Origin of the sequence: Kitasatospora sp. NPDC097643 (assembly GCF_040302625.1) — a bacterium.
Taxonomy (GTDB): domain Bacteria; phylum Actinomycetota; class Actinomycetes; order Streptomycetales; family Streptomycetaceae; genus Kitasatospora.
In genome coordinates this window covers 24405-36473 of the sequence record NZ_JBEOSA010000058.1, presented here as the reverse complement: position 1 = coordinate 36473, position 12069 = coordinate 24405, and the positions used below count along the sequence as shown (strand labels likewise).

Here is a 12069-nt window from a genome sequence, read left to right as displayed (position 1 = left end):
TCAGAGCAGCCGGCGGAACGGGAGGCAAACCGGGCGCCGACCGGCACTACGGCTGCGGCATCTCGTCGATCTGGCGGAGCTCCGCCTCGACCGTCCAGTTCGCCGGGTGCGTGTGCAGGAAGCGGCGGGTCCACTCCAGGGCCTCGGCCTTGTCCTTGCACTGCAGGATGGCGTAGCCGCCGACGACCTCCTTGGTCTCGGTGAACGGCCCGTCGGTGTAGTCGATCTTCCCGTCGGTCCAGGTGAGCCGGGTGCCCTGGGCGGTCGGGGTGAGCCCGGCGGTGTCCAGCATCACCCCGGCCTTGGTGATCTCCTCGAACAGCTCACCCATCCGCTGCTCGAAGCCCGGGTCCGGCTCCCAGCCCTCGCGGTCCTGCTCGTCGATGCGGATCAGCGTCATGAAGCGCGGCATGGTGACTCCTCGGTAGGGCGGGCGGGGCCTCTCCCCGCCGCTCACCCCTGCGTCGAACGGGCCGGCGCCGGATCGACACCCGCCGCGAAGAATTTTTCCGGCCAGGAGGTCACCGGGTGGCCGGAGCCGGCGACGGTGCGCAGAGCAGGGCCGCCCGCAGGTCGAGCCGGTCCCGCAGTCGGGCCAGGTTGCGGCCGGTCAGCTCCTCGATCCGGCGGATCCGGTAGTGCACGGTGTTGACGTGGATGTGCAGCGACTCCGCCGTCCGTGCCCAGGAGCCGTCGTGGTCCAGGAAGACCGCCAGGGTGTCCAGCAGCGAGACGCTGTTCTCCCGGTCGTGGGCGGCGAGCGGGGCCAGCAGCCGGGTGTGGAAGGCGGCCGTGACCTCCGGCGGGATGCCGCGCAACAGCCCGTCCAGGGAGTCGAGTTCGGCCGCGCTGCCGACCGGCCCGGCCGAGCCCGCCAGGACGTACCTGGCCTGCACCAGCGCGGCCCGCAGCGCGGCGGGCTGCGGCGGGGCGGCCGGGCCGACCCCCACCCGCAGGGTGCGCCGGCCGGCCAGCCGGGCCTGGAGCGCGGGCCGGGTCCGGCGCAGCTGCTCGGCGACCCGTTCGGCGGGCGCGGCCACCAGTGCGGCGGAGCGCCCGGTCCGGTCGGTGCCGGCGGCGTACGGGACACCGAGCGGGTGCAGTGCCTCGGCGAGCGCGTACCCGGCCCAGACGGCGGGCACGGCGGTGCCGGAGCCGGGGCCGTGGTCGATCCGCGCGGTGACCGCCACCAGTGGCTCGGACCCGCTCAGCCCGCAGTCGGCCAGTGCCTCGGCGAGGCCGTCCGCCCCGGCGAGCACGTCCAGCAGCCGCCCGGCGGCCCGGCGCCGGGCGGCTGCCACGGCCCGGGCCCGGGCGGCGAGCGGGGCGAGGAGTTCGGCGAGCCCGTGCAGCATCGGCCCGGCCGCGGCGGAGCGGACGTGCGGGCGCAGCCGCCAGCCGTCGAACGGCGAGCCGTCCTGCGATCCGATCGGCAGCCCGGCCTCGCCGCGTCCGGCGGGTGGTACCGGGGTGGCGGTGGTGGCGACGGTCCGGCCGCCGGCGGTGGTGATCGAGCAGTCCGGCACCCCGAGCCGCCCGACCGCGTGCGCCAGCACCTCGCCGGGGTCGGCGTCGGCGTGCATCAGGTCGAGCAGCTCGCGCCGGACGGTCTCCGGGATGGCGGCGGTGTCCTCGGCGCCGGCCCGCAGGTCGCCCCAGAGCCGCAGGTAGACGCGGTCGGTGACGGCCCGGAAACTGACCCCGGCGGGCACCGCCAGCAGCGGGATGCCGTGCGTGCGGCAGGCCTCGGCCAGGCTCTCCGGGATGCTGCCGTGGGTGCCCTCGCCGGCGAGCAGGGCCGCCACGCCGGCGCTGCGCAGCGCGGTGGCGAAGCGCAGTGCGCCGGAGGCGTCGGCGGGCCGCCACCAGACCAGGCCGGTGAGGACGAGTTCGCCGGGCTGGAGGTAGCGGGCCGGGTCCTGGAGGTCGGTGGAGCTGACGCCGCTGACGGGGCGGTCGAGCAGGTCCGGGGTGCCCCAGGCCAGCCTGATGTCCAGGTCGTCGAGGTTCAGCAGGTCTCCGACGATCATGTTCCGCTCATCTCCCACTCGCTCTCGCCCTTGTGCGCTGCGCGGGACCATGTCTCGCAGGTGCAAGGTTCAGGTGCGCACAGGCATCGTAAATGCAAGTGGAGTGAGCGTTAGTCTTCTTGTCGGATCACCCAGTGCGGGGCCCGGGCGCGAGGCGGGCAACCAGTGGTCCGACCGATTGCAGATGCGAGCTGTAGCCGGTTCCATCCATGGTGGATGCGGCTGAAAGATTGCTTTCAGCGTGGTATCTGCGAATGTCCTGGCCTCCGCTCGGGTAACCCCCTCCCGGGTCGCACCGGCGCGGCCCGGGAGGAGGGAGCCCCGTGAACCCGTCCAGACCCGTCGTGCGGCTGCACGGCCACCTCGACCGGCCCACCGAGCTGACCGTCGCCGAGCTGCGCGCGCTGCCCGCGCACCGGGTCGAGGTCAGCTTCGACTGCCTGGCCGAGGGCGAGCAGCGGCACGGCTACGAGGGGCCCGCGCTCTGGGACGTGCTGCGCGCGGCGCGGCCCCGGATCGACTTCTCCGGCCGCAAGCAGCGGCTGCGCTTCCTGCTGTCGGTCACCGGCGCGGACGGCCACCGGGCGGTCGTCTCCTGGGCCGAGATCGACCCGGACTTCGGTGGCCAGCGGATCCTGCTGGCCACCAGCATGGACGGCGCCCCGCTGGACACCGCGGGGCCGCAGCTGGTCGTGCCCGACGACCACTGCGGCGCCCGTTACGTCAGCGGGGTGACCGAGGTCTGGCTGGGCCCGCTCGGCGCCCCGGCCGGCTGACGGCGCCGGGGCGGACCCGCGCGGCTCAGGCGGTCGCGAGCGAGATCTCGGTCGACTTGATGAGCGCCACGACCGGGGTGCCGGCCGCCAGGCCCAGGTCGGCGGCCGCGTCGGCGGTGATCGCGGCGGTCAGCGCGCCGCCCGCCACGTCGACCTTGACCCCGGCCATCGCGCCGCCGGTGGCGACCTCGGTGACCGTGCCGGGGATCTGGTTGCGGATGCTCAGCCCGGCGACCGGGCCGGTCGCCAGCGCGACCTCGGTGGACTTCACCAGGGCCTGGACGGCGCTGCCCGCGCTCAGCCCGAGGTCCTTGACCGCGTCCAGGGTGACCGCCGCGGTGAGGTCCTGGCCGGAGTCGAGGCGGACCTTGACGGTGGCCATCACCTCGCCGGTGCTGACGGAGCTGACGGTGCCGGGCAGCTGGTTGCGGATGCTGAGGCTCATCAGAGGTGCCTTCCGATCGTGTTCCACCACCGGCGGAACGAGGGGGTTACCGGCGTGCCGTCTCCCACCCTATCGGCAGTAAATTCCCAGGTCAGAGCCGGTCCGATGGCCTCCGGCAGGCCCTCTTGCAGCTGCCAGGGCAACCGCCGCGCCCGGCTCTCAGCCGCGTGGCGGCGCAGGGTCCGCGGCGCGCTGAAACCACCGATCGGGTGTACGTCTGATCGATCGTCGGGAACGATGGCGGCATGAGGATCGATCTCGCCTTCGCGGAGCGGTACGCCGAACAGTGGGCCGCCGACTGGAACTCCCACGACCTGGAGCGCATCCTCGCGCACTGCACCGAGGACGTGGTCTTCGCCTCGCCCCGGATCCGGGTGCTCACCGGCGAGGAGGTGAACGAGGTGCGCGGCAGGGAGGCCCTCCGGGCCTACTGGGCGCAGGGCCTGGAGCGGCTTCCCGACCTGCACTTCACCGTCGAGGACGTCCGGGTCTCGGTGGACACGCTGGTCATCAACTACCGCAACGAGCGCGGCCAGGCCGTCTCCGAGGTGCTGACCTTCCGGGACGGCCTGGTCTGCCGCGGCCTCGGAGCGTACGGGCCGGAGATCTGAGAACGGGAACGACCCCGGGCCCGGCCTCGCAGCGAGGCCGGGCCCGGGGCCCCGCGGTCACATCGTCTGCTGCACGCCCGACTTGGGCCGCAGCTCCGGCGGCAGCGGCTTGGCGCGGGAGAGCCGGACGGCGGTGCCGCGGGCGAGCTCGAACGCCGCCACCGGGTCCTCCGAGCCGGTCCACGGGTGGCCGCCGCACCAGGGCCCGATCGCCCGGAACTGCTCCAGCGCGAGGCCGTACAGTCCGGCCTTGGTCGTGTAGTGGGCGAGCAGGTGCCGCAGCCCGGTCAGCCGCGGGTCGTCCGGCCGGACCCGCGCCAGGGCGGCCGCGACCTTCCGCACCGGCTGCTTCCCCAGCTCGCCGGCCAGCGTCTGGCCGAGGGTCCCGCGCTGCTCCAGCTCGACGAGCGCGTGCAGGTAGATCCCGGGCAGCGGGCTGCCCGCCGGGGCCGTCTTCACGGCCCGCTTGGCGAAGGCCATCATCTTCTTGTCCGAGCCGAACCACTTGGCGCACCAGTACTGCAGGGCCTGGAGGTGGCCGTCGTAGTGGTGCGGCGCCCGCTGGACCAGCCCGCGCCACAGCTCCTCGAACTGCTTGGGCTCGTACCGCGCGCCGCGCGCGGCGGTCACCATGACCACCCAGGGCGCCGGGTTGGCCGGGTCCAGCAGCGAGGCCCGCTTCGCCGCCTCGATGGCCGCGGGCAGCATGTCGCGGAAGGCCTGCATCCGCTCCGCGGGCACCTCGTGGGCGTAGCCGCTGCCCCGCACCTCCCAGGCGGCGTGCACCATCCGCTCGGCCTCCAGGGCGGCGGCGTCGCAGTGGCCCGGGTCGGCCGCACGCCAGGCCTTCAGCCAGGCGTCGTCCTCGTCGGCGATGGAGTCGAGCAGTTGCAGCCGGGACCAGCGCTCGTCCCAGTCCTGCCCGGCGGCCTCGACGTACGCGGCGGCGGGCTTCCAGTTCCCGGCCCACGCCGCGTCGGCTATCGCCTGGGACTCCTTGCGGCGGTGCGGGGGCGGCGGCGGTCCGGCGCGGCGCGGGTCGAGCCGTTCGCGGGGGACCAGGCCGTAGGCGGCGGGATCGAACCCGGTCCGCGTCCAGCTGCGGGCCCGGTTCCGGCGGACCGCGGCCACGGAGGCGCAGACGAGGATCGTCAGCAGGCCGATGATGAGGTGTGTCACGTCCGAGCATCCTCCCTGCTCGGAGGGGGTGCGGGCAACGCGGTAAAACCACTCGCCGGACGCCGGTTTCCGTGCCAACATGCCCCATATGGGGACGATTCTGCACGGCACCCTGGTCACCCTCCGCTCGGCCACGACCGATGACATCCCGGCCCTGGTGGCCATCCGCAGCACGCCCGAGGTGTTCGCCCGCTGGCGCGGTGGTGACGACCTCGCGGACGCGGTCGCCACCGACCTGGAGGAGCCCGACACCGAGACCTTCGCCATCGACCTGGGCGGCCGGGTGGTCGGCGCCATCCAGTGGTACGCCAACAACGACGACGAGTACCGGCACGCCGGCATGGACCTCTACCTCGACCCGACCGTGCACGGCCTGGGCCTGGGCACCGACGCGGTGCGCACGATGGCCCGCCACCTGGTGCACCACCACCACTACCACCGGCTGATCATCGACCCGGCCGCGGACAACGCCGCCGCAATCCGCTGCTACAGCAAGGTCGGCTTCCGCCCGGTCGGCACGATGCGCCAGTACGAGCGCGGCCCGGACGGCACCTGGCACGACAACCTGCTGATGGATCTGCTCGCGGACGAACTGGTCGAAGGCTGACGGCCGCTCCGGGCGCCCCGGGGAGGGGTGTTGGAGCGTCCCCCGGGTGTACAGACATCTTGTCCCCCACCCCGTCAGAGCTGTACAGACATCTCACGGTCAGAGAAGCGATCTCAACTGATCTCCTGGCGTTCTCCTCGACGTACCGGGCAGTAGCTAGCGTTCCGCTGCCATCCCCGGCGCCGGCACCCCGGCCCCGGGTCCCGCAGGGTAGACACGTCCCCCAGGAGAACGCCCATGCTCTCGCGTCGTACGGCCACCACCCTCGCCTCGGCCGCCGCCGCCGCACTGCTGCTCGGTGCCACCGCGCCGACCGCCTCCGCCGGCAGCACCCCGGCGAGCCCGACCACGCTGTCGGTCTTCGCCTTCAACGTCGACCTCGGCACGCCCATCGTCGACAGCACCCAGAACGAGCAGGCCGCCCGCCGCACCCCGGTGATCGAGCAGATCGTCCGTCAGCACAACGCCGACGTCGTCATCCTGGACGAGAACTTCAACAACAGCTCGACCGCCGACATCAACAGCAAGCTCGCCGACCTCTACCCGTACCGCACCCCGGTGGTCGGCCAGACCTGTTCCGGCGGCGGCTGGACGGGCATCAGCGGCAACTGCTCCAGCTCGTGGTTCGTCATCAACGGCGGCACGATGATCCTCTCCAAGTACCCGATCACCGCGCAGTACGCCCACGTCTTCAGCAACTCGACCTACGGCACCTGGGACTACCACGCCAACAAGGGCGCCGCGCTGGTCAAGGTGGTCAAGAACGGCAGCGCCGCCTGGGTGGTCGGCACCCACTTGCAGGCCGACGAGTCCGACGTCTCGACCGACACCACCCAGGCCACCCGGCTCGGCCAGCTCGGCGAGATCCGCTCCTGGGTCAACGGCATCGTCGGCAGCAGCGCACCGGTGCTGATCGGCGGCGACCTCAACGTCGAGTACGTGCACGGCCAGAGCCGCGGCGACTACGCCAACGCCCAGTACGCGGTGGACGGCGTCCTCGGCACCCCGGCCACCGACCCCACCCAGAACCTGACCACCATGGACTGCTCGGTCTCCGCCTGGTGCCAGTACATGGCGGGCGTCGAGACCTTCCCCAAGGACTACCGGGACGACCTCGACTACCTCGGCTACCTCAACGCCCCGGGCCGCCCGGTGCCGGTCTCGATGTCCACCGTGAAGATCGACTTCGACCCGCAGGCGGGCTGGACCCCGGGCCGGCCGGACACCAACGCGCCCAGCGACCACTACCCGGTCGAGGCCACCTTCCAGCTGAACTGACGCCGGTGCCGGGGGATCTGACGTGAGGTCGGGTTTACCGCGTGGTGGTCGGACCGGGCGGCTGCGCCCGGTCCGGCCCCGCGCCGGGGCAGCCGCAGGAGCGCCGCAGCACCAGCCGCGCCGGGAAGGTCCGGGTTCCGGCGGCGCGCCCCTCGGCCCCGCCGAGGACCAGGTCCACCGCGGCGCGGGCCATCCCGTCCTGCTCGGTGGCGACGGTGGTCAGCGCCGGACCGGCGATCACCGCCTCCCCGATGTCGTCGAAGCCGGCCACCGCGAGCTGTTCCGGCACCCGGATGCCCAGGTCGTCGGCGGCCCGCAACAGGCCGATCGCCTGGTCGTCGGTCGCGCAGAACACGGCGGACGGCCGGTCGGGCCGGGCGAGCAGGGCCAGCGCCTCGGCGTGCGCCCGGACCCGGTCGAACGGCGCCGGGGTCAGCCGGCCCTCGGGCGACAGCCCGACCTCGGCCAGCGCGGCGACCCAGCCGGCCGTCCGCGCGGTGACCGGGTCGTGCGGGCTGAGTGTGAGGGTCCCGCCGAAGCAGTGCACCTCGGGGTGCCCGTGGCCGAGCAGGTGGCGGACCATCTCCCGGGCGCCGCCCTCGTCGTCCGCGACCACGGCGACGGTGGCCGCGCTCTCCGCCCGGTGGTGCAGCAGCACGACCGGGGTGCCGTCGCCGACCTCGAAGCCGGTCAGCCCGGGCGCGGACGGGTCCTGGGTGACCAGGATCAGGCCGTCCACCTGCATGCCGAGGAAGGCGCGGATGTAGTGCGCCTCGCGCTCGTCGGCGTAGTCGGAGTTGCCGATCAGCAGCAGCCGGCCGCGCTCGGCGGCGGCCTGCTCGACCACGTGGGCGAGACCGGCGAAGAACGGCTGGCGGGCGTCCGGCACGACCATCCCGAGCAGGTCGGTCCGCCGCCGCGCCATCGCCTGGGCCACCCGGTTGGGGCGGTACCCGAGCTCCTCGACCGCCGCGAGCACCCGCGCCCTGGTCGCCGGGGCCACCGGCCGCGGACCGTCGTTGATCACATAACTCACGACCGCTGTCGACGTCCCCGCCGCCCGCGCCACATCGTCCCGTGTCACCCTCGCCATGCCCGCGAGCCTACACACCGGTTCCGACCAGCATGTTTTCCGTCCGTCCCGGGCCGTTCCGCGGGCCTGCGCCCGGCCCGCCCGGTACCGGCCCGCCCAGTACCGGCCTGCTCAGTGCCGGCCCGGTCAGTAGGTGTGGTCGGTGGAGACGTCCGCCGACAGGCGCAGCGCCGCCTCGGCCCGTCCGCCGCGCAGCGCCAGCAGGGTCTGGGTGAGCGCGTCCACGACGGTCAGGTGGGCGATCCGGCTGGCGGTGGTCTCCAGGCCGAACACCACGTCCTGCCCGCCCGCGACCAGGGTGTGGGTGGCGGTCTCGGTGAGCGGCGAGCGGGCGTAGCTGGTGAGCGCGAGGACGGCCGCCCCGGCGGTCCGGGCGCGGCGGGCGGCGTCGACCACGTTCGGGGTGGCGCCGCCGTGGCTGACCGCCAGGCAGACACCGGTGGGCGGGAGCTGGGCGGCGGCCAGTTCGGCGGTCTGCGCGTCGGCGGGGGCGTCGACGGGCAGACCGAGCGCCCGCAGCCGGTAGGCCAGGTCGAGCACCACCGCGCCGGAGAGCCCGCAGCCGATCAGCACCACCCGGTCGGTGCCGTCCAACAGCTCGGCGGCCGCGCGCAGGTCGTCGGCGCCGAGGGTGGCGGTCACCCCGTCCAGGGCCTCCCGGGCGGCGCGCAGGGTGGTGGTGAGGGCCCGGGCGGCCGGATCCGTCTCGTCCTCGGGTGCGGCGGGTGCGGCGGGGGAGTGCCGGGCGGCGGCGATCTTCAGCTCCTGGTAGCCCCGGAAGCCGAGCCGCTGGCAGGCCCGGACCACCGAGGAGGGCGCCGTGCCGGCCAGCTCCGCGACGTCGCTGACGCTGAGCCGCACCAGGTCGGAGCCGCGGTCGAGGACCACCTGGGCGACCCGGGCCTCGGTGCCGCGCAGCTCGCCGAGCCGGGCGCGGATCTGCGCGGCCAGCTGGGACTCCAGGGGCGTAAATTCGGAACGTTCTTCCATGGATCTAGGGTAGCGTGGAATTCTGTTCCAGGCCCACCGGGTCGTCGGCGTGGAGCTTCGCCATGTCTGAAGGAGTCTGAAGGAGGGGAATGTCGTCATGCCTGAATCCGTCTCGTCCGTGCCGGTGGCCGTGCTCACCGCGGCCGTCCTGCACGCCGTCTGGAACGGGCTGGCGCACCGGATCCCGGACAAGCTGGTCGGCTTCGCGCTGATCAACCTGACCTACACCGCGTGCGCCGTCGTGCTGGTCGTGCTCAACCCGCTGCCGGCGGTCGGGTCCTGGCCGTACCTGCTGGCCTCGACGGTCGTCCAGGTGACGTCCACGGTCCTGCTGCTGCGGGCCTACGAACTGGGGGACTTCGGGCAGATGTACCCGATCGCCCGGGGCACCGCGCCGCTGCTGGTGGCCCTGCTGTCCGCGACGGTGCTCGGCCAGCACCTGGGCGGTGTGGAGCTGATGGGCGTGGTGGTGATCTCCTGCGGTCTGATCGGGCTGGCCTTCGCCAAGGGCATACCCGGGCGGGCGCAGCTGCCCGCACTCGGGGCCGCCGCCGGCACGGGCGTGATGATCGCCCTGTACACCGTGCTGGACGGCAGCGGCGTCCGGCACGCCGGCACCGTCGGCGGCTACATCGCCTGGCTCTTCCTGCTCCAGGGGTCGACGCTCGCGCTGATCGTCTGGATCCGGCGCGGCCGGTCGCTGCTGACCGGGGTCGGTGCGGTGCTGCCGCGCGGGATCGCGGGCGGGGTGCTGTCGCTGACCGCCTACGGCCTGGTGGTCTGGGCGCAGTCCCGGGGCAGCCTGGCGACGATCGCGGCGCTGCGCGAGACCAGCATCGTGATCGCCGCGCTGATCGCCACGGTCGTCTTCCGGGAGCGGCTGGGGCGGCTGCGGCTGACCGCGAGCGTCACCGTGCTGGCCGGCATCGCGGTGCTGGAACTGGCCCGGCCCTAGCGGGAGGTAGGGAGGCAGGAAAGTGGGGAGCTCAGCGGGGGCCGCCGGGCATGATCACGGTCAGCCCGGTGGTCAGCAGGCGGAAGCCCAGCGACTCGTACAGCCGGCAGGCCGGGTTGCCCTCGGTCACCGTCAACTGCACCTGGCCGAGGCCGCGTTCGGCGGCGTCCGCGAGCGCCAGGCGCAGCAGGTCCGCGCCCAGGCCCCGGTAGCCGCGCACCGGGTGGCGGAACACGTCGGCGACCCACGGCACGCCGTCGCGGTCGGTCAGCACCACACCAGCCACCACCCGGTCCTCCGCGTCCACGGCCAGCACGCTGGACGGCAGGACGGGGCCGATCGCCTCCCCGGCGAGCAGCGGGACGAGCCGCTCGGCCAGCGCGCGCTCGTCGTCGCCCGTGAAGCGGTCCACGTGCCCGGGGCCGAAGGCGGCCCGCCAGGCCTCGAACAGCTCCCCGGGCGCCCGGTCGCAGGGGGCGGCCCGCAGGCCCTCGCGCAGCGCGGCCCCAACCCAGTCGGCGGGCGGCTGATCGGCGATCAGGCTGCGCCGCAGGGTGTGGGCGTGCCGCAGCACGGTCGCGCCGTGGTCCAGCAGCCGCCGGCCGAACTCGGGGGTGCCGGAGACCACCCAGCCCGCCAGCTCGGTCCGGACGTACTCCACCGGGTCCACGGCGCTGCCCGCGTCCAGCACCTCCAGCAGGTCGGCCCAGGGCCGGCCCTCCCGTTCGTCCCGCAGGTAGCGCACCACCGGCACGCCGTCGCCGTCGTGCCCGATCACCCAGGTCTCCGGGTCCGTCCCCGGGTCCGTCTTCGCCACGCCCTCGCCCTGCCCCTCGCCGCGCTGGTCGGTCCGCCGACCATGCTCGGTGACGGCCGCGCCGGGCGGCAACCGGATGCCCGTGCCGGGCCGCCGAAGGCCCGGGCCGGCGCCGGCTCAGACCACCACCGCGGCCCGGACGCAGAGCACGTCCGGCAGGTGGGAGAGCAGCAGCGACCAGGTCTCGCCCTCGTCGCGGCTGCCGTACACGTCGCCGGTCCGGTTGCCGAAGTAGATCCCGGCCGGTTCGGCGTCGTCGGTGCGCAGGGCGTCGCGCAGCACGATCCCGTAGTGGTCCTCGTCGGGCAGCCCGTTGGCGAGCGGCCGCCAGCTGTCGCCGCCGTCCTCGGTGCGGTAGACCCGGCAGCGCCGGCCCGGCGGGATGCGGTCGTCCGCGCCGCCGAGCGGGAAGAGGTACGCGGTGTCGCCCCGGCGCGGGTGGGCGGCGATCGCGAAGCCGAACTCGGCGGGCAGGTCGTCGACCACGGATCGCCAGCTCGCGCCCCAGTCGTCGCTGCGGTAGACGCCGCCGTGGTTCTGCAGGTAGAGGCGGTCGGGGTGGACCGGGTCCGGGGCGATCTTGTGCACGCACTGGCCGAACTCGGGGTACTGGCCGCCCTCGGGCAGGAACTCGGCCCGCAGCCCGGTGTTGGACGGCTCCCAGCTGTCGCCGCCGTCCTTGCTGCGGTAGACGCCGCCGCTGGAGACGGCGACCAGCAGCCGCTGCGGGTCGCGCGGGTCGGTGAGGATGGTGTGCAGGCCCTGGCCGCCGTAGCCGGCGCCCCACTCGGGGCGCTGCGGGTGGTCCCAGAGCGGTTCGACCAGGGCGAAGGTCTCGCCGCCGTCCGTCGAGCGGAACAGCGCGGCCGGTTCGGTGCCCGCGTACACCACGCCGGGCGCCTCCGCTCCGGCCGGCTGGAGCTGCCAGACCCGGGTGAGCGAGGCGCCGGTGGCCTCGGGGAAGCGGATCGCGGGTCGCGGCGGCTCGTACCAGGAGGCGCCGAGGTCGTCGGAGCGCCAGACCGACGGCCCCCAGTGGCTGCTGTCGGCGCCGACCAGCAGCCGGGTGCGGCCGTCGCGCCGGTCGATGGAGACGGAGTAGATCGCGTTCATCCGGAAGTGCGGCCCGGTGAACTCCCAGTCCAGCCGGTCGCCGCTGCGGCCGAGAAAGAGGCCCTTCTCGGTTCCGACGGCCAAGAGCACCTCGGTCATGCCACACACCACCTGGTCACGAGAACTGCCCCCCCGGGACGCCCCCGAAGCCAGTGTCCCGCCGACGGCCCGGGGG

13 protein-coding genes are annotated in these 12069 nt (G+C 74.1%); 5 read left to right on the top strand and 8 right to left on the bottom strand.

The annotated features are described in order from the left end of the window. Positions 1 to 46: 46 nt before the first annotated feature. Together ABTY15_RS29810 and ABTY15_RS29805 are read right to left on the bottom strand one after the other, a co-directional pair. Complete coding sequence (locus ABTY15_RS29810) at positions 47 to 412, bottom strand: YciI family protein (RefSeq protein WP_350602107.1); 366 nt, start codon at positions 410 to 412, stop codon at positions 47 to 49. A 109-nt stretch (positions 413 to 521) separates the two neighbouring features. Continuing rightward, the gene (locus ABTY15_RS29805; protein WP_350602106.1) at positions 522 to 2030 is read right to left on the bottom strand and encodes a PucR family transcriptional regulator; all 1509 of its coding nucleotides are present in this window, start codon (positions 2028 to 2030) and stop codon (positions 522 to 524) included. A 323-nt stretch (positions 2031 to 2353) separates the two neighbouring features. Between ABTY15_RS29805 and ABTY15_RS29800 the strand changes: the two genes are divergently transcribed. Next, the gene (locus tag ABTY15_RS29800) at positions 2354 to 2806 is read left to right on the top strand and encodes a molybdopterin-dependent oxidoreductase (RefSeq protein ID WP_350602104.1); all 453 of its coding nucleotides are present in this window, start codon (positions 2354 to 2356) and stop codon (positions 2804 to 2806) included. Positions 2807 to 2831: 25 nt separating this feature from the next. Here the strand turns inward: ABTY15_RS29800 and ABTY15_RS29795 are convergent, their stop codons facing one another. Beyond that, complete coding sequence (locus ABTY15_RS29795; protein ID WP_350602102.1) at positions 2832 to 3251, bottom strand: TOBE domain-containing protein; 420 nt, start codon at positions 3249 to 3251, stop codon at positions 2832 to 2834. Between the two features lie 245 nt (positions 3252 to 3496). Here ABTY15_RS29795 and ABTY15_RS29790 point away from each other — a divergent pair, with 245 nt between their 5' ends. Further along, positions 3497 to 3862: a nuclear transport factor 2 family protein gene (locus ABTY15_RS29790; protein ID WP_350602101.1), complete on the top strand. Its 366-nt coding sequence runs from the start codon at positions 3497 to 3499 to the stop codon at positions 3860 to 3862. Positions 3863 to 3919: 57 nt separating this feature from the next. On the opposite strand, the gene ABTY15_RS29785 is transcribed toward ABTY15_RS29790, so the two are convergent. Continuing rightward, a complete protein-coding gene (locus ABTY15_RS29785; protein WP_350602099.1) occupies positions 3920 to 5041 on the bottom strand; it encodes a hypothetical protein in 1122 nt (373 codons plus the stop codon). Between the two features lie 88 nt (positions 5042 to 5129). Here ABTY15_RS29785 and ABTY15_RS29780 point away from each other — a divergent pair, with 88 nt between their 5' ends. Together ABTY15_RS29780 and ABTY15_RS29775 are read left to right on the top strand one after the other, a co-directional pair. Beyond that, positions 5130 to 5648 (top strand): GNAT family N-acetyltransferase, encoded by a 519-nt coding sequence (locus ABTY15_RS29780; protein ID WP_350602098.1) that lies wholly within the window; start codon positions 5130 to 5132, stop codon positions 5646 to 5648. A 237-nt stretch (positions 5649 to 5885) separates the two neighbouring features. Continuing rightward, positions 5886 to 6926, top strand: coding sequence for a sphingomyelin phosphodiesterase (locus ABTY15_RS29775; RefSeq protein ID WP_350602097.1), 1041 nt, complete (start codon positions 5886 to 5888; stop codon positions 6924 to 6926). Positions 6927 to 6960: 34 nt separating this feature from the next. Here the strand turns inward: ABTY15_RS29775 and ABTY15_RS29770 are convergent, their stop codons facing one another. Continuing rightward, entirely contained in the window at positions 6961 to 8019 is a 1059-nt protein-coding gene (locus ABTY15_RS29770) for a LacI family DNA-binding transcriptional regulator (protein WP_350602096.1), read from the bottom strand. A 126-nt stretch (positions 8020 to 8145) separates the two neighbouring features. Further along, positions 8146 to 9009, bottom strand: a complete 864-nt coding sequence (locus ABTY15_RS29765) for a MurR/RpiR family transcriptional regulator (protein WP_350602094.1) — start codon at positions 9007 to 9009, stop codon at positions 8146 to 8148. 97 nt (positions 9010 to 9106) lie between these two features. Here ABTY15_RS29765 and ABTY15_RS29760 point away from each other — a divergent pair, with 97 nt between their 5' ends. Next, positions 9107 to 9964, top strand: coding sequence for an EamA family transporter (locus ABTY15_RS29760; RefSeq protein ID WP_350602092.1), 858 nt, complete (start codon positions 9107 to 9109; stop codon positions 9962 to 9964). Between the two features lie 31 nt (positions 9965 to 9995). Here ABTY15_RS29760 and ABTY15_RS29755 read toward each other — a convergent pair whose 3' ends face one another. Both ABTY15_RS29755 and ABTY15_RS29750 read right to left on the bottom strand, forming a co-directional pair. Then, entirely contained in the window at positions 9996 to 10781 is a 786-nt protein-coding gene (locus ABTY15_RS29755; RefSeq protein ID WP_350602090.1) for a GNAT family N-acetyltransferase, read from the bottom strand. Positions 10782 to 10898: 117 nt separating this feature from the next. Continuing rightward, positions 10899 to 11993: a WD40/YVTN/BNR-like repeat-containing protein gene (locus tag ABTY15_RS29750; RefSeq protein WP_350602088.1), complete on the bottom strand. Its 1095-nt coding sequence runs from the start codon at positions 11991 to 11993 to the stop codon at positions 10899 to 10901. Positions 11994 to 12069 lie beyond the last annotated feature (76 nt).

Coding starts and splice junctions, on each gene's coding strand:
- ABTY15_RS29810 (WP_350602107.1), bottom strand. CDS start 412: ATGCCGCGCTTCATGACGCTGATCCGCATCGACGAGCAGGACCGCGAG.
- ABTY15_RS29805 (WP_350602106.1), bottom strand. CDS start 2,030: ATGATCGTCGGAGACCTGCTGAACCTCGACGACCTGGACATCAGGCTG.
- ABTY15_RS29795 (WP_350602102.1), bottom strand. CDS start 3,251: ATGAGCCTCAGCATCCGCAACCAGCTGCCCGGCACCGTCAGCTCCGTC.
- ABTY15_RS29790 (WP_350602101.1), top strand. CDS start 3,497: ATGAGGATCGATCTCGCCTTCGCGGAGCGGTACGCCGAACAGTGGGCC.
- ABTY15_RS29780 (WP_350602098.1), top strand. CDS start 5,130: ATGGGGACGATTCTGCACGGCACCCTGGTCACCCTCCGCTCGGCCACG.
- ABTY15_RS29775 (WP_350602097.1), top strand. CDS start 5,886: ATGCTCTCGCGTCGTACGGCCACCACCCTCGCCTCGGCCGCCGCCGCC.
- ABTY15_RS29770 (WP_350602096.1), bottom strand. CDS start 8,019: ATGGCGAGGGTGACACGGGACGATGTGGCGCGGGCGGCGGGGACGTCG.
- ABTY15_RS29765 (WP_350602094.1), bottom strand. CDS start 9,009: ATGGAAGAACGTTCCGAATTTACGCCCCTGGAGTCCCAGCTGGCCGCG.
- ABTY15_RS29760 (WP_350602092.1), top strand. CDS start 9,107: ATGCCTGAATCCGTCTCGTCCGTGCCGGTGGCCGTGCTCACCGCGGCC.
- ABTY15_RS29750 (WP_350602088.1), bottom strand. CDS start 11,993: ATGACCGAGGTGCTCTTGGCCGTCGGAACCGAGAAGGGCCTCTTTCTC.